This is a genomic window from Janthinobacterium sp. BJB301, from assembly GCF_002735685.1.
Lineage (GTDB): Bacteria > Pseudomonadota > Gammaproteobacteria > Burkholderiales > Burkholderiaceae_D > Janthinobacterium > Janthinobacterium lividum.
On sequence record NZ_PDZJ01000001.1, the window covers coordinates 2,965,662 to 2,987,952 of the forward strand.

Below are 22,291 nucleotides of genomic sequence, written 5' to 3' on the forward strand. Positions count from 1 at the left end.
GCTGCTTTGCAGGCGCCGCCTGCAGGCAAGAGAGGATACCCTCTTCCCGCAAACGGCGCCCGGCGGACGCGATCAGGGGATCAGATCGCGCGGCGGACCATCAACTCCTTGATCTTGCCAATCGCCTTGTTCGGGTTCAACCCTTTCGGGCAGACGTCGACGCAGTTCATGATCGAATGGCAGCGGAACAGGCGGTACGGGTCTTCCAGGTTGTCCAGACGCGCACCGGTGGCTTCGTCGCGCGAATCGGCGATGAAGCGGTAGGCTTGCAGCAGGCCGGCCGGGCCGACGAACTTGTCCGGATTCCACCAGAACGACGGGCACGACGTGGAGCAGCATGCGCACAGGATGCACTCGTACAGGCCATCGAGTTCTTCGCGCTGTTCCGGCGACTGCAGGCGTTCCTTTTCAGGCGGGATCGAGTCGTTGATCAGGAAAGGCTTGATCGAATCGTACTGCTTGAAAAATTGCGTCATGTCGACGATCAGGTCGCGGATGACTGGCAAACCTGGCAACGGACGCAGCACGATAGGCTCCGACAGTTCGTTCAGGTTGGTGGTGCATGCCAGGCCGTTCTTGCCGTTGATGTTCATCGCGTCCGAACCGCACACGCCTTCGCGGCACGAGCGGCGCAGGGCCAGCGAGTCATCGACGTCCGACTTGATGCGCTGCAGTGCGTCGAGCAGCATCTTGTCGGTGTCTTTCAGTTCGACCGTCAGGTCTTGCATGTAAGGCTTGGCATCCTGGTCAGGATCGTAGCGGTAGATTTTGAATTTGAGAGTGCGTGCCATGTTCTGACCTTTAGAAAGTACGTGGTTTTGGCTTGAAGGTATCGACCGTCAGCGGTTTGGTCACGACTGGCTTGTATTCCAGGCGGTTGCCTTCCGAGTACCACAGCGTGTGCTTCATCCAGTTGTCGTCGTCGCGGGTCGGGTGATCATCCTGGGCGTGGGCGCCGCGCGATTCCTTGCGGGCTGCTGCCGAGACGATGGTCGCTTTCGCCGTTTCGATCAGGTTGTCCAGCTCCAGCGCTTCCACGCGGGCCGTGTTGAACACCATCGATTTATCCTTGAACGAGACGTGCTTGCGGCGCTCGTCAAGCTTCATGATTTCGATCACACCCTGGTCCAGCATCGCGTCGGTACGGAACACGCCACAGTACTTCTGCATGGTGGCGCGAATCTCGTTCGCCACGCCCTGCACGGTTTCCGTGCCGGTCGAGTTTTCCAGGCGCGCCAGGCGGCCCATGGCGAAATCGGCAGCGTCGGCTGGCAAAGGCTTGTTTTCCTTGGCTTTCAGGCCGCTGTTGACGATGTGGTTACCGGCCGCGCGGCCGAAGACCACCAGGTCGAGCAGCGAGTTCGTGCCCAGGCGATTGGCGCCGTGCACGGAGACGCAGGCGCATTCGCCGATCGCGTACAGGCCGTTGACGACTTTCGCCGAGTTGTCCGGACCGGTCGGGGTGACGACCTGGCCGTGGATGTTCGTCGGAATGCCGCCCATCTGGTAGTGAATCGTCGGCACGACAGGAATCGGTTCCTTGGTGGCGTCGACGTTGGCGAACTTGTGGCCGATTTCCAGAATCGACGGCAGGCGCTTGGCGATGGTGTCGGCGCCGATATGGCGCAAGTCCAGCATCACGTGGTCCTTGTTCGGACCGCAGCCGCGGCCTTCCTTGATTTCCTGGTCCATCGAACGCGAAACGAAGTCGCGCGGCGCCAGATCCTTCAGCGTCGGCGCATAGCGCTCCATGAAGCGTTCGCCTTCGCTATTGATCAGGATGCCGCCTTCGCCGCGCACGCCTTCGGTGATCAATACGCCCGCGCCGGCCACGCCGGTCGGGTGGAACTGCCAGAATTCCATGTCTTGCAGCGGCAGGCCGGCGCGTGCCGCCATGCCCATGCCGTCGCCGGTGTTGATGAAGGCATTCGTCGACGCGGCAAAGATACGGCCTGCGCCGCCCGTTGCCATGACCGTCGTTTTTGCTTCCAGGATCATGCATTCGCCGGTTTCCATTTCCAGCGCAACAACACCGATCACGTCGCCGTCGGCGTCACGGATCAGGTCGAGTGCCATCCATTCGACGAAGAAGTGCGTACGCGCACGCACATTGCGCTGGTACAGGGTGTGCAACAGGGCGTGACCGGTACGGTCGGCTGCCGCGCAAGCGCGCTGCACCGGCTTTTCGCCGAAGTGGGCCGTGTGGCCGCCGAAAGGACGCTGATAGATGGTACCGTCAGGGTTGCGGTCGAATGGCATGCCGAAGTGTTCCAGCTCGTACACGACCTTCGGTGCTTCACGGCACATGAATTCGATGGCATCCTGGTCGCCCAGATAGTCGCCGCCCTTGACGGTGTCGAACATATGCCAGAACCAGTTGTCCTCGGCCATGTTGCCGAGCGACGCGCCGATACCGCCCTGCGCCGCAACGGTGTGCGAGCGGGTCGGGAAAACTTTCGACAGGACAGCGACGTTCAGACCGGCTTCAGCCAGCTGCAACGACGCGCGCATGCCGGAACCGCCGGCGCCAACGATTACCGCATCAAAGCGGCGGGTAGGGATTGCAGATTTATATGCTGCCACGATTACACACTCCAGAGTATCTGTACCGTCCAGCCGGCACAAGCGATCAACCACAGCATGGTGGCAATTTGCAGGGTCATGCGGAGGCCAACGCTTTTCACGTAGTCCATCCAGATATTGCGTACGCCGACCCATGCGTGGTAGAACAGGGCGACAAACGTCACCAGGCTGAATAATTTGAACCATTGCTGTGCAAACAATCCTGCCCAGCCTTCATAGCTGAAGTTGCTGCCGGTCAGGAAGGCGATCAGCAGGATGGCGACGTAGGCCACCATGACGAGGGCGGTGACGCGTTGCGCCAGCCAGTCGCGCAAGCCGTAATGGGCGCCGACGACGAGGCGTTTCGGTCCGATGTTATTGTTTGCCATTAAAATACTCCAAACAGTTTCAAAGCGACCAGAGCGGTCAGTACCAGGCTGATCACCAGAACGAACTTGGCGGTATTGCGCGCGGGCTCTTTCTCGGCGGCGACGTGCACGTCCATGAGCAAGTGGCGGATGCCGGCGCAGAAGTGATGCAGGAAGGCCCAGACCAGACCCAGCGTGATCAGCTTGACGAACCAGTGCGAGGCGATGCCCTGGAAGTAGGCGTAGGACATTTCGGAACGCAGGCTCAGTTCCAGCATGTACAGGATGCACGGCAGCAGGGCGAAAATGATGATGCCGCTGATACGATGCAGGATCGAGACGATGGCGCCGATCGCCATGCGGTAGTTCGACAATTCGGTAACATGGATGTTACGGAATTGCGGCCGTTCTTTTTTTGGTACTTCTCTTACGGCTTCAGACATAACAAAAACCTCCCCTTTGAATTTCAACTAAATATTGAAGCCGCGATTTTCGCCGATTTTCGCAACCGATACCAATATCTATTGTTACATATAACCAAAATGGTTTTTTACTACAAAATACCGCGCTACTTTCCGTAGTTCACGTAATTTAATTACAGAATCGCCGGCAAAACACGGCCCGCCGGGGCGGGCCATGCTGTCGCTGCGCTTTCCGTTGTCTCCGTTGCCCGCCTTGCGGCAGGCATCTTGCAAGCGATGCACTTCAGCCTTGCTGCTTGTTCGGACGCCCACGGGCGCCCCGCCGCTTCAGCTGAGTTCATTCTGATAATGATGGCGACTGGTCAGGTACAGGCCCCGGCGCAGTTCGACCGGCTTGTCGCCGTAGGTAAACGACACGCGCTCGGAACTGAGCAGGGGCGTGCCGAGGTCGATATTTAACAATTGCGCGGCGCCCGCGTCGGCGCACACGGCGCGGATCTGTTCCGACGCGCGTATCATGCGCGTGCCAAATTCCGTTTCAAACAGGCCGTACATGGGGCCCTTGTATTCCACCAGGCGTTCGGCCGTCAGGCCCTTGAAGATCAGGCCGGGCAGCCACAGCTCTTCGACGATGGTCGGCACGCCGTCGAAATACTGCACGCGCTTGATGAAGATGACGGCGTCGCCGGACTTCAGGTCCATCAGGCGCGCCACGTCGGCTGGCGCGCGCACGCGCTTGACTTCGATAAACTTGCTTTCAGGATAATGCGGTACGCCTTCGTCCGGCACCAGGCGCAGGAAGCGGAAATGCGCGCGCGCCTCATGGTGGGTGGAAACGAAGGTGCCCTTGCCCTGGCGCCGCATGACGAGATTCTCGGCGGCCAGCTCATCGATGGCCTTGCGCACCGTGCCCTGGCTGACCTTGAAGCGCCCCGCCAGCTCGACTTCGCTGGGAATGAGCTCGCCCGGCTTCCATTCGCCCGATTGCAGGCTTTGCGTGATGAGCGCCTTGATCTGCTGGTACAGGGGGCTGAAGGTGGGCGATGCAGTCGCGGCAGGCGCGGCCACGGCAGCAGTGGTATTCACGCTGGCAACAGGGGTGGCGGCAGTGCCGGCCGCTGCGGCAACGGGCGTGGCCGGGGTGCCCGCGGTCGGACTGACCGCCCCGCTTGCAGCAGTGGCATTGTTGGTCAGATTGGACGAGGCGGAATTCATAGTCCGACATTTCAACACAAATCACTGCCCGCGTCCAGTAAAAGACTCGTAGTTATCTGTCTTATATAAGACATAAGATATGATTGACAGATGCAGATCAGGGGCCTAAACTGCCCTCGATAAAACTTGTGAGCCAGCGTTTTATGTTGTCGGCCAGCCACTCTGGCCTCGTGCAGCACAAGCGTGACGGCAGCGTACACCAGCAATTCGGTGGCGCGGGCCGGTTTTGGTATCATTATAGTTTTTCCGGATAAGCGTAAGCCCAGCTTCAAGCCCGTTTTCTTTCCCATTTTTGGAGATTCATCATGGCTAAAACCCCAATGCGTGTTGCAGTGACCGGCGCCGCCGGCCAGATCGGCTACGCCCTGTTGTTCCGCATCGCCAATGGCGACATGCTCGGCAAAGACCAGCCTGTCATCTTGCAACTGCTTGAAATCCCGGACGAAAAAGCCCAGAAGGCGCTCAAGGGCGTGATGATGGAAATCGACGACTGCGCATTCCCGCTGCTGACGGAAATGACCGCCCACTCCGATCCGCTGACCGCATTCAAGGATGTCGACGTGGCCGTACTGGTTGGCGCGCGTCCACGCGGCCCAGGCATGGAACGCAAGGACCTGCTGGAAGCGAACGCCCAGATCTTCACGGTGCAAGGCAAGGCGCTCGACGCCGTCGCTTCGCGCAATGTCAAAGTGCTGGTGGTCGGCAACCCTGCCAATACCAACGCCTACATCGCCATGAAATCGGCGCCATCGCTGCCAGCGAAAAACTTCACCGCCATGCTGCGCCTGGACCACAACCGCGCGCTGTCGCAAGTCGCTGCCAAGACCGGCACCGCCGTGAAAGACATCGAGAAGCTGACCGTCTGGGGCAACCACTCGCCAACGATGTACGCCGACTACCGCTTCGCCACCGTGAACGGCAAGGCTGTGAAAGACCTGATCAACGACCAGGAGTGGAACGCCAACACCTTCCTGCCAACCGTCGGCAAGCGCGGCGCCGCCATCATCGAAGCGCGCGGCCTGTCGTCGGCAGCGTCGGCAGCGAACGCCGCCATCGACCACATCCATGACTGGATGCTGGGCACCGCCGGCAAGTGGACCACCATGGGCGTTCCTTCGGATGGCTCGTATGGCATTCCTGAAGGCACCGTGTTCGGCTTCCCGGTCACCACCGACAACGGTGAGTACACCATCGTTCAAGGTCTGGAAATCGATGCATTCTCGCAAGAGCGCATCAACCTGACCCTGAAAGAACTGACCGAAGAGCGCGAAGGCGTGAAACACCTGCTGGCCTAAGTCCAGTTTTGGCGGCGCGGCAATGCGCCGCCCGCCAAAGAAGGCCGCCCTGCGAGATTCGCGGCGCGGCTGTTTTATCAAGTAGTTTTTACCTGCAGAAATGCCTTAAGCATGCACCCTTCCGAGGTTTTATTCCAAGGCAAACGCCAGCCGCTGTTGCTCGCCGCTTGCGACCACTACGCCGGCTCTGAAAAGCTGATGCGTAAATCGATTGCTTTGCAACAAGAGCTTGGTCCCCTGTTCGACATCACGTTCGACTGCGAAGACGGCGCCAGCGCCGGCAATGAAGAATCCCACGCTCTGATGATCGCGGGCCTGCTGGCCAGCGACGAGAACCAGTTCAACCGCATCGGCGTGCGCGTGCACGACGTCGACAGCCCGTTTTTCGCGCGCGACGTGGAAATCATCTGCACCGCCGCCTCGCGTCTGGCCTACATCGCCGTGCCCAAGGTGGGCGGCGTGCAGGACGCCATGCTGGCCATCGACCTGATCAACCTGCACGCGCGCCGCGCCGGCCGCGACAACCTGCCCGTGCACATCCTGATCGAGACGCATGGCGCGCTGCGCGATGCCTATGCGATCGCCGCCCTGCCCCAGGTCGAATGCCTGTCCTTCGGCATCATGGATTTCGTTTCGGCCCATTACGGCGCCATTCCCGCCGCCGCCATGCGTACGCCGGGCCAGTTCACGCACCCGCTGGTGGTGCGCGCCAAGCTGGAAGTGGCTGCCGCCTGCCATGCACATGGCAAGGTGCCGTCGCACAACGTGACGACGGACGTGCGCGATTCGGCCGTGGTGGCCAACGATGCCCAGCGCGCAACAGCCGAGTTCGGCTACACGCGCATGTGGAGCATCCACCCGGACCAGATCAAGCCCATCATCAAGGCCTTCACGCCGCGCCTGTCCGAAGTCAACGAGGCCAGCAACATCCTGAATGAAGCGCTGCGCGCCAACTGGGGACCGATTGCGCAAAATGGCCGCTTGCACGACCGCGCCAGCTACCGATATTATTGGACCGTTTTGCAACGCGCCAAACTGGCAGGCCTCGGCCTGCCCGAGGCGGCCGCTGCATTACTCAACGCCCCCTCTTCCAGCACCACTGAAAACTGACAGGAATTACACGATGTCCCTCTCCAAATTAGCAATTGCCTGCAGCGTCGCGCTGGGCGCCATGACCCTCACGCTGGCGCCAGCCAGCTTCGCCGCCACGGATACCAAGGAAGCGGCAAACGCCAAGGCGGTCAAAGCCAAGGCCAAGCCGAAAGCCAAGGCCACCAAGGCAAAGGCTGCCGCCAAGGAAGCGCATCCGCTGGCCATGTCCGTGGTCGACAAGGAAGAGTCCGACGAGCCGGACACCGCGGGTTCAGCCTCCACCGATTTCAATTGTGAACTTGGTAATAAAATTACCATCTACACCAATGCTACTGACGACAAACACATCGCCCTGCGCTGGAAGAAGCGCCTGCACCGCCTGAGCCGTGTTGGCACCACCACCGGCGCCAACCGCTTCGAGAACCGTTTATATGGTCTCGTCTGGATCGGCATCCCGGCCAAAGGCATGCTGCTCGATTCCAAGCAGGGCCGCCAGCTGGCCAATGAATGCAAGGATGCGGAGCAAGCCAAGCCGGCGGCAGTGGTGGAAGCCGCGCCATCGCTGGGCGTGCTGCCGGCCACCGGCGGCTGATGTGCGTAGCAAGGGCCTCTTCGGGGGCTCAGTCATGTTTTGTAATTTGAATAATCAATAAATAGACGATACCCAACAAGGAGAGGTCATGTCCCGCAACACTCTGAACACGCTCAAGGACTTTAATATTTCGGATAGCAAGAAGGGCAAGCTGTACTCCCTGCCTGCACTGGAAAAAAGCCTGGGCATCAATGTCTCCCGCCTGCCAGTGTCGATTCGCATCGTGCTCGAATCGGTATTGCGCAACTGCGACGGCAAAAAAGTCACCGAAGAACACGTCAAGCAATTGGCGAGCTGGGGCCCGACCGCCGAGCGCACCGACGAGATCCCGTTCGTAGTGGCGCGCGTCGTGCTGCAAGACTTCACCGGCGTACCGCTGCTGGCCGACCTGGCAGCCATGCGCAACGTGGCCGCCAAGATGGGCATCAACGCCAAGAAGATCGAACCGCTGGTACCAGTCGACCTGGTGGTCGACCACTCGGTGACCATCGATCACTACCGCGAAAAGAAAGCGCTGGACCTGAACATGAAACTGGAATTCTCGCGTAACAACGAGCGCTACCAGTTCATGAAATGGGGCATGCAGGCATTCGACACCTTCGGCGTCGTGCCACCAGGCTTCGGCATCGTCCACCAGGTCAACCTGGAATACCTGGCGCGCGGCGTGCACCACGCAGGCAAGAAAGCCGGCGACGTGTACTACCCTGATACCCTGGTCGGCACCGACTCGCACACCACCATGATCAACGGCATCGGCGTGGTCGGCTGGGGCGTGGGCGGCATCGAGGCGGAAGCCGGCATGCTGGGCCAACCGGTCTATTTCCTGACGCCTGACGTCATCGGCGTGAACCTGTCGGGCGCGCTGCGCGAAGGCTGCACCGCCACCGACCTGGTACTGACCATCACCGAATTGCTGCGCAAAGAAAAAGTCGTCGGCAAGTTCGTCGAATTCTTCGGCGAAGGCACCGAGTCGCTGACCCTGACCGACCGCGCGACGATCGCCAACATGGCACCGGAATACGGCGCCACCATGGGCTTCTTCCCGGTCGACGAAGCCACCATCGATTACTTCAAGGGCACCGGCCGCAGCAAGGCTGAAATCGCCGCGTTCGAAGGCTACTTCAAGGCGCAAAACCTGTTCGGCGTGCCAAAAGCCGGCGAGATCGACTACACCCGCGTGGTGGAACTGAACCTGGCCACGGTCGCTCCGTCGCTGGCCGGCCCGAAGCGCCCGCAAGACCGTATCGAAATCGGCAACGTGAAAGCGAACTTCGCCGAACTGTTCGCCAAGCCAACCACGGAAAACGGCTTCAACAAGAACCCGGCCGACCTGGCTGCCGTGTACGAAACGACGAACGGCGTGAAAGTGTCGAACGGCGACGTGCTGATCGCCGCGATCACCTCGTGCACCAACACCTCGAACCCGAGCGTGATGCTGGCTGCCGGCCTGCTGGCCAAGAAAGCCGTGGAAGCCGGCCTGAAAGTCGCTCCGCACATCAAGACCTCGCTGGCCCCTGGCTCGCGCGTCGTGACCGAGTACCTGACGGCTGCCGGCCTGCTGCCATACCTGGAAAAACTGGGCTTCGGCGTGACCGCCTACGGCTGCACCACCTGTATCGGCAATGCGGGCGACCTGACGCCTGAGCTGAACGCAGCCATTGCCACGCACGACATCGTCGCGTCGGCCGTACTGTCGGGCAACCGCAACTTCGAAGCGCGTATTCACCCGAACATCCGCTCGAACTTCCTCGCTTCGCCACCGCTGGTCGTCGCTTACGCCATCGCCGGCAACATGACGCGCGACCTGATGACGGAACCTGTCGGCAAGGGCAAGGGCGGCAAGGATATCTACCTGGGCGACATCTGGCCGACCTCGGCTGAAGTCTCGGCCATGATGAAGTTCGCCATGAATGCCAAGGTGTTCAAGGACAACTACGCCGACGTCAAGGGCGCACCAGGCAAGCTGTGGGAAAAAGTCACGACCGTGTCCGGTCAAGTCTACAACTGGCCGAAATCGACCTACATCGCGGAACCACCGTTCTTCGACAACTTCTCGATGACGCCAGCGGCAGTGGCCACCGGCATCGAAGGCGCGCGCGCACTGGGCGTGTTCGGCGATTCCATCACCACGGACCACATCTCGCCAGCCGGCTCGATCCAGGAAAACGGTCCTGCAGGCAAGTGGCTGAAGGAAAACGGCGTCCTGAAAGCGGACTTCAACTCCTACGGCTCGCGTCGCGGCAACCATGAAATCATGATGCGCGGCACGTTCGCCAACGTGCGTATCAAAAACCGCATGATCCCTGCCAAGGCGGACGGTTCGGCGGTCGAAGGCGGCATCACGATTCACCAGCCTTCCGGCGAACAGATGTCGATCTACGACGCAGCGATGAAATATGTTGCTGAAGGCACGCCAACCATGGTCTTCGGCGGCGAAGAGTACGGTACGGGCTCGTCGCGCGACTGGGCGGCAAAAGGTACGCAACTGCTGGGCGTGAAAGCCGTGATCACCCGCTCGTTCGAGCGTATTCACCGCTCGAACCTGGTGGGCATGGGCGTGTTGCCGCTGCAATTCATCGGCGACGACAGCGTGCAAACCCTGGGCATCACCGGCAATGAAACCTTCGACCTGAAAGGCCTCGAAGGCGAAATCAAGCCACAGCAACTGGCCACCCTGGTGATCCACCGCGCCGACGGCACCAGCGTCGACGTAAAAGTGCTGCTGCGTATCGATACGCCGATCGAAGTCGATTACTACAAGCATGGCGGTATCCTGCCATTCGTGTTGCGTCAACTGCTGGCCGAGTAATCAGCCCAGCTGTGAGGTAAGATAAAAGCGCCGGTTCCGACCGGCGCTTTTTTTCGTCCCTGCGCCCCGTTCCGACTTGAAATTCCGACTATTGGCATGATCTGAGGATAGCTTACGTATTGCGTGCGGCTGAATCCTCTACAATACGGTTATAAGGGTTTATCATTGTTTGACTGATCCATTTTTTTCACTTTCCGAGACTCTTATCCCGCCATGCGTCGTCCTTCCAAAGATTCATCCCATAAACTGACTGCCGACAGCCAGCGCCTGGTCACCTTTGCCCAGGCGATCGTACAGGCAGCCAGCCGTCTCGAAGAGCGGTCCTGGGAACACAGCCTGGATACGCAGCTCCAGAAATTACTCAAAACCGGCCACCAGGACACCATCGACAACACCCTGGGCAGCCTGTTCAAGGAAGACTTGAACGCCTACGACGTGCTGATGGACTGCGTTGAAGCCGTCAGCGAATCGACCGTCGTCGTACATGACGACGTGCGCTACGACGCCCTGCTGGTCGCCGTACCCATCCTCGCGTGGACGCGCTTTTCCATCGCCTCCGGCCCCATGGCCGGCGACGCGCACGGCGTGCTGTCGGCGCATTTCGCCGCCCACCTGCTGGCCGATGGCACGAAGATGGCCATGGCGCCCACCCTGTATTCGATTGACCAGCTGCCGCGCAGCCACGTCGAGACCTATGCCAAGACGCAGAAGCTGGCACTGGCCGCCCTGAAAGGCACGGCCGTCAAGCCGTCGGCCAAAGAGGCGGAAACGGCGCCCTTCCTGGCCGACACGCGCTACCTGCTGGTGGCCGTGGTGGCCCCTGCTGGCGCACCGCTGTTCCGCTGGCAGACGCCGTCGAGCCAGCTCGACTTCATCGCCGAGCGCAGCGCCGCCCTGGAACAATGGCGCACGCAGGCCACGCCGACGATTGCCCGCCTGCTGCCCGGCTGCGGCCTGGAATTGCTGCTGCCGGAAGCGTATTACGTGGCCTGCCGCGAAGCGGACAAGCTGATACGCCCCGTCTCCGTGCGCGCCGCCGTGCACTATCTGACGCACACGCTGGCCATCGAGCCGTCGGAACTGCGCGCCGTCATCGCCGGTTTCGGCGAGGAAGCGGCCGATGGCCAGGTGGACGAGTACCGCATCGCCTTCACCCTGCGCCAGGCGCCGGACGTGATCTACGGCATCGTCTGGCCTTTATATGGCCAGGAAGACGAGGATGGCACGCCGATCGAAGGCCTGATCCAGGTCGGCATCGCCGCGCTGGACAAGCAAAAGACGCCCGTCGATGAAATCATCGAGCACCTGAACGCCGCCGGCGTGACGCAGATCAAGCGCCACGCGGAACGTTTTGTCGGTGAATACTGCGACGATTGCGGCGCGCCCCTGTTTGCCGATCCCGTGGGCGAACTGGCGCATGCGGAAATGCCGGAAGATACGCCGCAAGGCACGGAACACTTCCATTGATGCTGTAACGGTGTTGTCGGATTACGCGCTGCGCGCTAATCCGACCTACGCTGCTGGCATAGGCCGTAGGTCGGATTAGCCGGTACGGCGTAATCCGACAATACCCCTGATGCAAAAAAGGCGGAACCGAGGTTCCGCCTTTTTCATTACCACGTCCAGTCATCCACCATCACCACTGTGAAAACGGGTGGCGGATCAGATTCGCGTTGTAGTAGCGCTCGTCGCCCGACACTTCCGCGCCGATCCAGTCGGGCTTCTCGAACGGCTGGTCTTCCGAGGCCAGTTCGATCTCGGCCACCACCAGGCCCGCATTCGCGCCCAGGAACTCGTCGATTTCCCACACCATGCCCGCGTGTTCGATGCGGTGGCGGACCTTTTCGATCAGCGGCTGTTCGCACAGGCCGTCGAGCAGTTCGGCCGCGTCGGCCAGCGGAATCGGATACTCCCACTCGCCGCGCGTCGCGCCCACGTTCGCGCCCTTGATGGTCAGCATCGCCTGCTCGCCTTCGATGCGCACGCGCACCACGCGCTCGCGCGCGGACGACAGATAGCCCTGGCGCAGCAGGACCGCCTGGCCCAGGCCGCGCCAGGCGTCGCCGGCAAGCAAAAATTTACGCTCGATCTCGATACCCATGAACAACGCCGTTCAATCCAGCGACAGCAGGATAGGCTGCAGCATGGCCGCGCCCAGGGCCGCGCTGCGTGCGCCGTTCCAGCCGACGGCCGGATCCGGCAAGTCGGCGTTTTCCTTGAACGGCATTTCCAGCGTCAGCGCCAGGCAGCCGAAGTGGTGGCCGATGTATTTCGACGCCAGGGTCAGCATGTCCGATTTGTACTTGCTGGCCGCATAGCCGAACTTGTCCTGGAAATCGGGGCTGGCCTGCTTGTAGCGCTCGATGAAGGCTTTCTGGTGCGCCGCCTGGGCCGGCGTGAAGTTTTCCAGCATTTCATTGCCGGCCACAAAGTTGTACGGCAGCGCTTCGTCGCCGTGGATGTCGAAGAACATGTCGACGCCCGTTTCATGGATCTTGTTTTTCACGCACAGCACTTCCGGGCTCGATTCCAGCGAAGGCGTCATCCATTCGCGGTTCAGGTTGGCGCCTGCCGCATTCGTGCGCAGGTTGCCGCGGATGGAGCCGTCCGGGTTCATGTTAGGCACGATGTGGAACACGGCGCGCTGCAGCAGTTTGCGCGCGATCGGGTTGGCGTCGTCCAGCAGCGAGTCGATCAAGCCTTCGACGAACCATTCGGCCATCGATTCGCCCGGATGCTGGCGCGCGATGACCCAGATCTTCTTTTCCGCCTGCGGGTTGCCGATGGTCACCATGTTCATGTCGCGGCCGTCGACCGTGCTGCCCAGGTCGGACACGCGCGCCAGCGGATGCTCGGCCACTTCGCCCAGCAGGCGCAGATGGCGTTCCCACGAATACGGCTCGAAATAGGCGTAATACACGCTGTCGAGTTCCGGCGTGTGAGAGATCGTCATGACCTGGCCGTCGAACGAGGTCGGCACGCGGAACCAGTTTTCGCTGTCGTAGCTGGCCACGGCCTGGTAGTCTTCGTAGCCAGCCGGATAGGTGGCCTGGCCCGCGTTCAGGAAACGCATCGTGCATGCCTGGCCACGCGCGCCCTGCAGGCGGAAGTGGAACCACTGGTGGATGTCCGCGTGGCTATCCTTGCGCAAGTTCAGGTCGATGGCGCCGGCACTGGTGGCGCTCACCACGTCGATGGCGCCCGAGTCGAAGTTCTGGCTGATTTTAATGGTCATGTAATGATCCCGTCCGAATGTAAGTATTCCGGCGTTGCCTCGTGGGCTGGCGCCGGCGCGCTAAGTAACCCCCAATAAATTCTTCTGATTTCTAGTCTCCACAATCGGTGCGCTGCTGTGTTGCCCACCGCTAGCAGTGCTCGCACTGCGTCGCGGCGAGCGCCTTGCATCGCATCCGCTTCTGTTCGCTATAAATTCACAATAATTTCCCGGGGATTACTTAAAAACGCAGTGTAAGCTATCCCGCTATTTTCCGCCCTTTGGGCCCGTTCGCAAAGCCTGGCCAGGCGATTTGTGCACCAATCCGGGGCATCGATGGAAAAGTGACGGGCAAAAGCGCGAAAAATCGGTCAGCTGTTGCATCTACCGGACAAAAAACTGATTTGTAACAGCCGCTGACACATTGGCGCTCAATCGCCCCCCTATAATTCTTGCTTTCATAGAGTCGCCAGGAAAGAGTCGTGGACAAGAAGTTAACTAATATCCAGGAAAGAAAGTTACGCGAGGCTCAGGCGCGGCGCGAGCACATCATCGACGTCGTCAAAGATCTCATCAAGAAAGGAGGCGCGCGCGCCGTCTCCATCCGCAAGGTAGCCGAGGCGGCCGGCTTTTCCACCACCGTCGTGTACGCCCTGTTCCGCGACAAGGCCACCCTGATCGCCCAGGCCATGGACAAGGACTTGCTGGAACTGGTGCGCGCCATGCGCACGGCCTGCGCCGCCAGCACTGAGCCGTGGGAACGCATCCGCCTGGTCGGCCGCGCCTACATCGAGTACGGCTTCCAGCATCCCGACGAATATTCGCTGATCTTCATGGAGCTGCGTCCGCATGCGGAGCTCGACGCCGTCGAAGTCGAACACGGCAATATCGAGCAGGATCCGTACGCCTATGCGCTGCACCTGTTCGGCGAACTGGCGCAGGCGGGCCTGGTGCGCCAGGACGAGCCGGCGCTGCACACGATGACGCAAATCTTCTGGCAATCGCTGCACGGCCTCGTGTCGCTGCGCATCGTCATGGATGCGGGCGACCCATGGACGCCGCACCCGGAAATGAACGCGCATATCGACGACTTGCTGGCCGTCGTCACGGCAGGCATCCGTTTACGCTTTGCACCGGCTTCCTGACGTTTGATCCAGCGCAAACCGTCCCGACAGAAAAGGCGGACAGTGGAGTGAAGCCGCCTGCGCTGGTGCAGCGCGGCTCGCGCGAAGGAGGGCGAGATGAACGAAGCCTATGCCACGGACCAGCTTGACAAACAGCAAGGCCCGCACAATGCTGTACGCATGGAAGCGCGCCTGACAAAACTGGAAACGGACCGGGAACATGACCGGCTATGGTTCAAGACCCTGGAACAGCGTCTTGGCGACGGTCTCGACAATGTACGTACGGAGTTGCGCGACGAATCGCAGTTGCTGCGCGCCGACCTGACGCAGTTTCGCGGCGACTTGCGCGGCGACTGCCACGCCTTGCGCACGGAACTGGGCGACATCCGCAAGCACATGCACCCCCACTTCCTGTGGTTCATGGGCATACAGGCCACCACCACGTTTGCCCTGCTGGGCTTGGGCGCCAAGGCGCTGCATATGTACTGAGGAAAAACAAAAAGGCAGGCGCGGTGCAGCACCGCCCTGCCCTGCCTGTCCTGAGGTTAGCGAAGCCTGCTACGCTGCCAGCATGCTCTGCGTTTCCTGGTAGCGCGTATGCCACGACAGCGCCTGCTCCAGGATGTGCGGCGTATGGCCGCCGCGCTGGCATGCCGCGTCATAATAAGCACGCAGTTGCGCGCGGTAATCGGGATGCGTGCAGCGCTCGATGATCAGCGGCGCCCGTTCGCGCGGCGCCAGTCCGCGCAAGTCCGCAAAACCCCACTCCGTCACCAGCACGTCGACGTCATGCTCCGTATGGTCGACATGCGAGACCATCGGCACGACGCTGGAAATGCGCCCGCCCTTGGCCGCCGATTTCGACACGAACATCGACACTTGCCCATTGCGCGCAAAGTCGCCCGAGCCGCCGATGCCGTTCATCATGTGCGTACCGCATACATGCGTGGAATTGACGTTGCCGTAGATATCGAACTCGAGCGCCGTGTTCAGGGCGATGATGCCCAGGCGGCGCACGATCTCGGGATGGTTGCTGATCTCTTGCGGGCGCAGCACGATTTTCGAGCGGTAATGGTCGATATTGTCCATCAGCTTCTGGTGCACGGCGGCCGACAGGGTGATCGACGAGGCCGAGGCAAACGCCAGCTGGCCCGAATCGAGCAGCTCGATGGCGCTGTCCTGCAGCACTTCCGAATACATCGTCATGTTCTGGAAGGGCGAGCCGATCAGGCCATGCAGCACGGCGTTGGCGATGGTGCCGATGCCCGCCTGCAGGGGCAGCAGTTCCGGGCCCATGCGCCCGGCCGCCACTTCGCCTTCGAGAAAAGCGATCACGTGGCCGGCGATGGCCTGCGTTTCCGCATCGGGCGGCAAGGCGTTCGACGGGCTGTCGGGGCTGTCCGTGATGACGATGGCGGCGATGCGGGCCGGGTCGATGGCGATGGCCGTGCTGCCCAGGCGCTGGTCCACGCGCGTGAGCGGTATCGGCTCGCGGCCCGGCAGGGTTTGCGGGATATAAATGTCATGCAAGCCTTCCAGCGCCAGCGGCGTGGACAGGTTGATTTCGATGATGACTTGCGTGGCCTGCTGGGCAAAGGCAGCGGAGTTGCCCACCGACATGGTCGGGATGATGGCGCCGACGGCCGTGATGGCCGTCGCTTCGATGACGGCGATGTCGACGGCGGCCAGGTTGCCCGAACGCAGCTGCTCGGCCGTTTCCGACAGGTGCTGGTCGATGAACATGACTTCACCGTTGTTGATCTTGCCGCGCAAGACGGGGTCGACCTGGAACGGCATGCGGCGCGCCAGCACGCCCGCCTCGGCCATCAGGCCATCGCTGCCATTGCCCAGCGAAGCGCCCGTGATCAGGGTCAGGCTCAATGGATCTTGCAGGGCACGTTCGGCCAGCGCGCGCGGCAAGGCCTTGGCGTCGCCGGCACGGGTAAAGCCGCTCATGCCGACACGCATGCCGTTGTGGAACAATTTGGCTGCCTCATCGGCGCTCATGATTTTACTGAGCAAGCCTGGGTGGCGGATACGGTCCTCGTACATCGTGATGCTCCTGATATTCTTAATATTCTCAAACTGGATGGCTGTCATACACCAGCCCCATAAGTGGTTTCAGTATAAAATCCCGTCCACATGCATGGCATGAATTAATTTCGTCACATCCAGTCGATATTTTCATGCCCTGCCAACGCTGAGCACTCCCTTGGATATCCGTTCCCTGCGCTATTTCGTCGAAACCGTGCGCCTGTCGAGCTTTACGCAGGCGGCCGAATCGCTGCACCTGACTCAGTCGACCATCAGCAAGATGGTGCGCCAGCTGGAAGACGAGGTGGGCGCCCAGCTGCTGGTGCGCGACGGACGCAAGCTGACCCTGACGGACACGGGCCGCATCGTCTACCAGCACGGCCAGGAGATGCTGGCCAATATGCGCCAGCTGACCTTGGAAGTGCGCGACACCCAGGCCTTGCAGCGCGGCAGCCTGGCGGTCGGCATCCCGCCCATGATCAACGTGCTGTTTACGCCCGTATTAAAAGCCTTTCGGGCGCGCCATCCGAACATCAGCCTGACCCTGCAGGAAGACACGGGCCAGCAGATCGAGCGCAAGGTGGCGGGGGGCGAGCTGGAAATCGGCATGACGGTGCTGCCGGCCGACCCGGAACTCGATCTCGTGGCAGTGGAAGTGGCCAACTACCCGATCTGGGCCCTGGCCGAGCCGGGCACGTTCCAGAAAAACCGCACGACACTGCCCTTCAAGGCGCTGGCCGAGCTGCCGCTGGTGTTATTGAAGGATGATTTCGCCCTCACGCGCAGCCTGCGCCAGCATTTCGCGCAGGCCGGCTTCACGCCGACCATCGCCGCGCAGAGCGGCCAGTGGGACTGGCTGGTGGCGATGGCCTCGGCGGGCCTGGGCGTGGCCCTGCTGCCCGAGCCGTTCATCCACCGCCTGGCCGGCGAACGGCTGGAGGCGGTGCGCATCGTCGAACCGGAAGTGGCATGGCAGGTGGCGCATGTCTGGAGCGGACGTTATCTGTCGCACGCGGCGCGCGCCTGGCTCGAGGTGTGCCAGGACGTGCTGGGCACGCCATTCGCGCACTGACAAAAAAAAGGGTGGCCGAGGCCACCCTTTTGATTAATCACGCCACCTTGCTTATTTGGCGGCATCGTCCTTGTACATGCTGGCGTATTTCCAGCCGAAGTACAGGATGAAGGTGTAGCACAGGGCCGGCACGAGGAAGGACAGCTGCAGGTTGATGTGGTCGGCCAGGAAACCCTGGATGAACGGCACGATGGCGCCGCCGACGATGGCCATGCACAGGATGCCCGAACCTTGACCCGTTTGCGCGCCCAGCTTGTTCAGGGCCATGCTGAAGATGGTCGGGAACATGATGGAGTTGAACAGGCCGACGGCGATCAGTGCCCACATGGCCGTGTGACCGCTGGAGAACACGGCGACGAGGATCAGCGCGATGACGACGGCGGCGTTGAAGGCCAGGGTCTTGCCCGGGCTGACATAGCGCATCACGGCAAAGCCGACGAAACGGCCCAGCATGGCGCCACCCCAGTAATAGCTGACGAAATAGGCGGCATCGGCGTGGCTGAGGCCAGCGATATGGCTCTCGCCCAGGAAGTTGATCAGGAAGCTGCCGATGCTGACTTCACCGCCCACATACAGGAAGATGGCCAGCGCGCCCAGCACCAGGTGGCGGTGCGACCAGATCGAGACCTTGTGGCCATCCTGCGCCACGGCAGCCGCATCATCGGCGTGCGAAATCTTCGGCAATTTTGCCAGCGCGAACAGCACGGCCAGTATCACCAGGGTGGCGGCCAGCACCAGGTACGGGCCTTGCACGGAAGCCGCTTCCTTGGCGCGGTAAGCCAGTTGCTCGGCTGCCGGCAGCAGGTCGAACTGCTGCACCGTCAGCACGGTGCCCGACAAAATCAGCATGCCGCCCAGGGCCGGCGCCACGGTGGTGCCCAGCGCGTTGAACGCCTGCGTCAGGGTCAAACGGCTCGACGCCGTCTGCGGGTCGCCCAGTTCCGTCACATACGGATTGGCCGCCACCTGCAGCACGGTGATGCCGGCCGCCAGGATGAAGAAGGATAAGAGGAACAGCGCGTAGCTGCCGGTGGACGCCGGGTAGAACATGGCGCAGCCGGCGGCCGCGATCAGCAAGCCGGCGACGACGCCGCGCTGGTAGCCGATCTTCTTGATCAGCATGCCTGCCGGCAGCGAGACGATGGCGTAGGCGCCAAAGAAGCAGAACTGCACCAGCATCGCCTGGACATAGGTCAAGGTGTAGATCGAGCGCAGATGGGGAATCAGCACATCATTGAGCGATGTCAGCAATCCCCACATGAAAAACAGCACCGTGACAATGATCAGGGCGCCTGTATTGTTTTGCGTGCCGGCCCGTGCGGACGGTACGCCCTGGCCTTGCTTTACGTATTCCATACCTTCTCCATTTTTCAATTCCAAGTTGATCGCGCCAGGCATGGAAGCGTTTCCACCCGGGCAGCGCCAGGACGCGCAAGCGCCACGCAGATATCAGCGTGGGCCATGACTGCCATCAACGATAGAGGGGCAGGCATGGCACGTCTCGCGCGCGGCAGGCGCACGGCCGACCGTTTCTCGTCAGAACGATGTCTTGTGGGCGCGGCACGCCTGCGGGCTGCGTCTGAAAACAACATCCAGGACAAAAACGTCTTGTAGTAAAACTACGATACTGCGCCGGCATTATGCCTTAAAGCCCCGTATTGCGCAGCTTTCCCGCCTGTTATTTAAAAAATGAATAGCTGACATTTGAAATCAAAAGTAGCCTTATAACTTGAAATCGCTATACTTATATTGCAGTGCAGCACAACGCGGCACGCCACACAAGGAGTCTGCCATGTCTACCGCATTTACTTACCACACCACGCAAAACAGCAATATCGTCGCCACCCTCGTTCACGCCGCCAAGCGCGTGGGCGCCTGGCTGAACCAAAGCAGCGACCGCCGCGAGCGCGCTTACGAAGAAGCCTACCTGGCCGAATCGACCGACCGCTACGACCTGGAATACCGCATGCGCGAACTGGCCCGCGCCAACCCGCAGCCAAGCTGGATGAGCGGCCTGAGCCGTTAATCAGTACTGCAGCACGCAGCCCATCACCGGCTGTAGCAACAACGATAGCGCCATCCTGCTCGCCTTGCGCTTGAGCACAGGATGGGCTATACAGGCGGGATGCAAACGCCCATTATCATCCTCGCCATCGCCGGCAGCCTGCGCGCCGCCTCGCTGAACACCGCCCTGCTGCACGCCATCGCAGGGCTTGCCCCAGCGCCATTCGAGATCCGCATCTATCCCGGACTCGGTGAATTACCCCTGTTCAATCCCGACCTCGACGCCGACAGCCTGCCGGCCGTGACGGCCCTGCGCGACGCCATCCTTGCTGCCGACGTGCTGATGCTGGCCAGCCCCGAGTACGCGCACGGCGTGAGCGGCCCCATGAAAAATGGGCTGGACTGGATGGTGGGAAATGAATCGTTCATCGACAAGCCGCTGGTGCTGCTGAACGCCTCGCCGCGCGCCACGCATGCGCAGGCGGCCTTGCGCGAAACGGTACGCACCATGTCGGCGCGGCTGATCGACGAAGCCTGCATCAGCCTGCCCCTGCTGGGGTCGGATCTCGATGCGGAGGGTATCGCCGCGGACCCGGCATTGCGCCGGGCCATCCTCGATATGTTGCAGTGCATCAGGTCATTTTCATGACCTTCTGCACGTTTTACTATCATTTCATCTAGTTTTACTACGTACTTCTACGGATCGCTCAGTGCGGGATCATGCCGGTGAACACGTACGCCTGCAGCATGGTGATGATGCCGATGATCACGGCAAACAGCAGGCTGTGCTTCAAGGTAAAGCGGAACAGGTCCGATTCCTTGCCCACCAGGCCAGTGGCGGCGCAGGCGACGGCGATCGACTGGGGCGAAATCATCTTGCCCGTCACGCCACCCGTCGTATTGGCCGCCACCAGCAAGGTATCGGACACGCCGATCTGGTGCGCCGTGGTGTTTTGCAGGGAGCAGAACAAGGCATTCGACGACGTATCGGACCCCGTCAGGAACACGCCCAGCCAGCCCAGGAACGGCGAGAAGAACGGGAAGGCCGCGCCGCTGCCAGCCAGCAGCAGGGCCAGGGTGGACGACATGCCAGAATAGTTGGCAACGAAGGCAAACGCCAGCACCAGGCCGATCGACAGCACGGGACGGCGCAATTCCACGAGCGTTTCCACGAAGGCCTTGATGCCATCGCGCGGCTTCATGCGCAGCATCCACATCGACAGCACGGCCGTCAGCAAGATCGCCGTGCCCACGGCCGACAGCAGGTCGAGCTTGAAGACGGCGTCATACGCTTTCGGCGCGGCGACGATGGGCATCGTCTTGATCACCAACTGGTCCAGGTAAGGCACGTGGATCTTGACGACCAGGCTGGATAACGCGCCGCCGGCGGCGAACAGGGACTTGAAGCCGGGCAGGCTCCAGACGGTGACGATGGCCGTCAGCAGGCCGAACGGCGCCCAGGCGCGCGCCGTCTGTGCCAAGGTGTAGGGCGAGGCGGCGCGGCTGCCGCTGCCGCGCAAGTCCGCACTGCCTGCTCCGCCAAAACCGGACAGCGCAGCGGCGCCGCCGCCGACGGCGTTGACCACCTTGGCATTCTTCGGCTGCCATACTTTCAGGAACAGGGTCAGCGACACCAGGCTGACGAGGGCCGAGGTGATGTCCGGCAGCTCCGGCCCGATATGGTTGGACGTGAAATACTGGGTGACGGCAAAGCTGGCGCCCGTCACCAGAGCGGCCGGCCACACTTCGCGCACGCCGCGCACGCCATCCATCATGAACACCAGCCAGAATGGCACGGCCAGCGACAGCAGCGGCAGCTGGCGGCCCGCCATGGCGCCGATCAGGAAGGGGTCGATGCCCGTCACCTGGCCCGCCACGATGATGGGGATGCCCATGGCGCCAAAGGCCACGGGCGCCGTATTGGCGATCAGGCACAGGCCCGCCGCATACAGCGGGTTGAAGCCCAGGCCCACCAGCAACGCCGAGGTGATGGCCACGGGCGCGCCGAAACCGGCCGCCCCTTCCAGGAAGGCGCCGAAGGCAAAGCCGATCAGCAGCACCTGCAAGCGCTGGTCATCCGTCACCGACAGCACGGAGGCGCGGATGATCTCGATCTGCCCCGTCTTGACGACGATCTTGTACAGGAAGACGGCCGTGACGATGATCCAGGCGATGGGCCACAAGCCATACGCGAAGCCGTAGCCGGCCGCCGCCAGCGCCTGCGGCACGGACATGCCATACGCGAAGATGGCGACGGCCAGCGCCAGCGCCAGGGTGACGGCGGCCGCCACGTGCCCCTTGATGCGCAGCGCGGCCAGGGCGATGAAGAAGAAAATGATGGGAACGGCTGCCGCCAGCGACGACAGCCACAGGCTGCCGAGCGGTGTATAAAGTTGGGTCCAGGTTTGCATGTCGGGTCTCCTCCGGTGGATGCGGGTTAAGTGAAAAAACGGCTTTGCTGTATTTTTTTGCGGCGTATTTTTCTGTG

20 protein-coding genes are annotated in these 22,291 nt (G+C 61.5%); 10 read left to right on the plus strand and 10 right to left on the minus strand.

The annotated features are described in order from the left end of the window. Window positions 1-80 precede the first annotated feature (80 nt). The 5 genes from CSQ91_RS13250 to CSQ91_RS13270 all read right to left on the minus strand — a co-directional run bounded on the left by CSQ91_RS13250 (window position 81) and on the right by CSQ91_RS13270 (window position 4,567). Window positions 81-791, minus strand: coding sequence for a succinate dehydrogenase iron-sulfur subunit (locus tag CSQ91_RS13250; RefSeq protein WP_034789099.1), 711 nt, complete (start codon window positions 789-791; stop codon window positions 81-83). A gap of 10 nt (window positions 792-801) precedes the next feature. Continuing rightward, window positions 802-2,583: a succinate dehydrogenase flavoprotein subunit gene (sdhA, locus tag CSQ91_RS13255; RefSeq protein ID WP_034789101.1), complete on the minus strand. Its 1,782-nt coding sequence runs from the start codon at window positions 2,581-2,583 to the stop codon at window positions 802-804. Between the two features lie 2 nt (window positions 2,584-2,585). Continuing rightward, window positions 2,586-2,951, minus strand: coding sequence for a succinate dehydrogenase, hydrophobic membrane anchor protein (sdhD, locus tag CSQ91_RS13260; RefSeq protein WP_034789102.1), 366 nt, complete (start codon window positions 2,949-2,951; stop codon window positions 2,586-2,588). After that, window positions 2,951-3,373 carry a succinate dehydrogenase, cytochrome b556 subunit gene (sdhC, locus tag CSQ91_RS13265; RefSeq protein WP_034789105.1) on the minus strand — a complete coding sequence of 141 codons (423 nt, stop codon included), beginning with the start codon at window positions 3,371-3,373 and terminating at the stop codon, window positions 2,951-2,953. The genes sdhD and sdhC overlap by 1 nt, the downstream gene beginning before the upstream one ends. 306 nt (window positions 3,374-3,679) lie before the next feature. Then, window positions 3,680-4,567 carry a GntR family transcriptional regulator gene (locus tag CSQ91_RS13270; protein ID WP_081345455.1) on the minus strand — a complete coding sequence of 296 codons (888 nt, stop codon included), beginning with the start codon at window positions 4,565-4,567 and terminating at the stop codon, window positions 3,680-3,682. Window positions 4,568-4,872: 305 nt separating this feature from the next. Here CSQ91_RS13270 and CSQ91_RS13275 point away from each other — a divergent pair, with 305 nt between their 5' ends. From CSQ91_RS13275 to CSQ91_RS13295, 5 genes are all read left to right on the plus strand, one after another. Beyond that, window positions 4,873-5,862, plus strand: a complete 990-nt coding sequence (locus CSQ91_RS13275) for a malate dehydrogenase (RefSeq protein WP_034789110.1) — start codon at window positions 4,873-4,875, stop codon at window positions 5,860-5,862. Window positions 5,863-5,973: 111 nt separating this feature from the next. Continuing rightward, window positions 5,974-6,972 (plus strand): HpcH/HpaI aldolase/citrate lyase family protein, encoded by a 999-nt coding sequence (locus CSQ91_RS13280; RefSeq protein WP_034789112.1) that lies wholly within the window; start codon window positions 5,974-5,976, stop codon window positions 6,970-6,972. Window positions 6,973-6,985: 13 nt separating this feature from the next. After that, the gene (locus tag CSQ91_RS13285; protein ID WP_092606300.1) at window positions 6,986-7,546 is read left to right on the plus strand and encodes a hypothetical protein; all 561 of its coding nucleotides are present in this window, start codon (window positions 6,986-6,988) and stop codon (window positions 7,544-7,546) included. An 88-nt stretch (window positions 7,547-7,634) separates the two neighbouring features. Next, window positions 7,635-10,355 (plus strand): aconitate hydratase AcnA, encoded by a 2,721-nt coding sequence (acnA, locus tag CSQ91_RS13290; protein WP_070254090.1) that lies wholly within the window; start codon window positions 7,635-7,637, stop codon window positions 10,353-10,355. Between the two features lie 213 nt (window positions 10,356-10,568). Further along, on the plus strand, window positions 10,569-11,822 hold the full coding sequence (locus CSQ91_RS13295) for a DUF2863 family protein (protein ID WP_070282085.1): 1,254 nt from the start codon (window positions 10,569-10,571) through the stop codon (window positions 11,820-11,822). A 169-nt stretch (window positions 11,823-11,991) separates the two neighbouring features. On the opposite strand, the gene CSQ91_RS13300 is transcribed toward CSQ91_RS13295, so the two are convergent. Both CSQ91_RS13300 and CSQ91_RS13305 read right to left on the minus strand, forming a co-directional pair. Beyond that, on the minus strand, window positions 11,992-12,456 hold the full coding sequence (locus tag CSQ91_RS13300; RefSeq protein ID WP_099388696.1) for a CYTH domain-containing protein: 465 nt from the start codon (window positions 12,454-12,456) through the stop codon (window positions 11,992-11,994). Between the two features lie 12 nt (window positions 12,457-12,468). Beyond that, the gene (locus tag CSQ91_RS13305; protein WP_034789119.1) at window positions 12,469-13,590 is read right to left on the minus strand and encodes a M14 family metallopeptidase; all 1,122 of its coding nucleotides are present in this window, start codon (window positions 13,588-13,590) and stop codon (window positions 12,469-12,471) included. A 461-nt stretch (window positions 13,591-14,051) separates the two neighbouring features. Between CSQ91_RS13305 and CSQ91_RS13310 the strand changes: the two genes are divergently transcribed. After that, complete coding sequence (locus CSQ91_RS13310) at window positions 14,052-14,714, plus strand: TetR/AcrR family transcriptional regulator (protein WP_070282084.1); 663 nt, start codon at window positions 14,052-14,054, stop codon at window positions 14,712-14,714. A gap of 96 nt (window positions 14,715-14,810) precedes the next feature. Continuing rightward, window positions 14,811-15,182 carry a hypothetical protein gene (locus CSQ91_RS13315; RefSeq protein WP_099388490.1) on the plus strand — a complete coding sequence of 124 codons (372 nt, stop codon included), beginning with the start codon at window positions 14,811-14,813 and terminating at the stop codon, window positions 15,180-15,182. Window positions 15,183-15,251: 69 nt separating this feature from the next. Here CSQ91_RS13315 and CSQ91_RS13320 read toward each other — a convergent pair whose 3' ends face one another. Continuing rightward, window positions 15,252-16,745 carry an acetyl-CoA hydrolase/transferase family protein gene (locus CSQ91_RS13320; RefSeq protein WP_099388697.1) on the minus strand — a complete coding sequence of 498 codons (1,494 nt, stop codon included), beginning with the start codon at window positions 16,743-16,745 and terminating at the stop codon, window positions 15,252-15,254. Between the two features lie 160 nt (window positions 16,746-16,905). Here CSQ91_RS13320 and CSQ91_RS13325 point away from each other — a divergent pair, with 160 nt between their 5' ends. Continuing rightward, window positions 16,906-17,799, plus strand: a complete 894-nt coding sequence (locus tag CSQ91_RS13325; RefSeq protein ID WP_099388491.1) for a LysR substrate-binding domain-containing protein — start codon at window positions 16,906-16,908, stop codon at window positions 17,797-17,799. Window positions 17,800-17,850: 51 nt separating this feature from the next. On the opposite strand, the gene fucP is transcribed toward CSQ91_RS13325, so the two are convergent. Next, on the minus strand, window positions 17,851-19,155 hold the full coding sequence (fucP, locus tag CSQ91_RS13330) for an L-fucose:H+ symporter permease (protein ID WP_092607048.1): 1,305 nt from the start codon (window positions 19,153-19,155) through the stop codon (window positions 17,851-17,853). A gap of 436 nt (window positions 19,156-19,591) precedes the next feature. Here fucP and CSQ91_RS13335 point away from each other — a divergent pair, with 436 nt between their 5' ends. Then, window positions 19,592-19,825 (plus strand): DUF3563 family protein, encoded by a 234-nt coding sequence (locus tag CSQ91_RS13335; protein WP_080698581.1) that lies wholly within the window; start codon window positions 19,592-19,594, stop codon window positions 19,823-19,825. Between the two features lie 99 nt (window positions 19,826-19,924). Beyond that, window positions 19,925-20,452, plus strand: a complete 528-nt coding sequence (locus CSQ91_RS13340) for an NADPH-dependent FMN reductase (RefSeq protein WP_099388492.1) — start codon at window positions 19,925-19,927, stop codon at window positions 20,450-20,452. Window positions 20,453-20,510: 58 nt separating this feature from the next. On the opposite strand, the gene CSQ91_RS13345 is transcribed toward CSQ91_RS13340, so the two are convergent. Then, complete coding sequence (locus tag CSQ91_RS13345; protein WP_099388493.1) at window positions 20,511-22,214, minus strand: lactate permease LctP family transporter; 1,704 nt, start codon at window positions 22,212-22,214, stop codon at window positions 20,511-20,513. Window positions 22,215-22,291 lie beyond the last annotated feature (77 nt).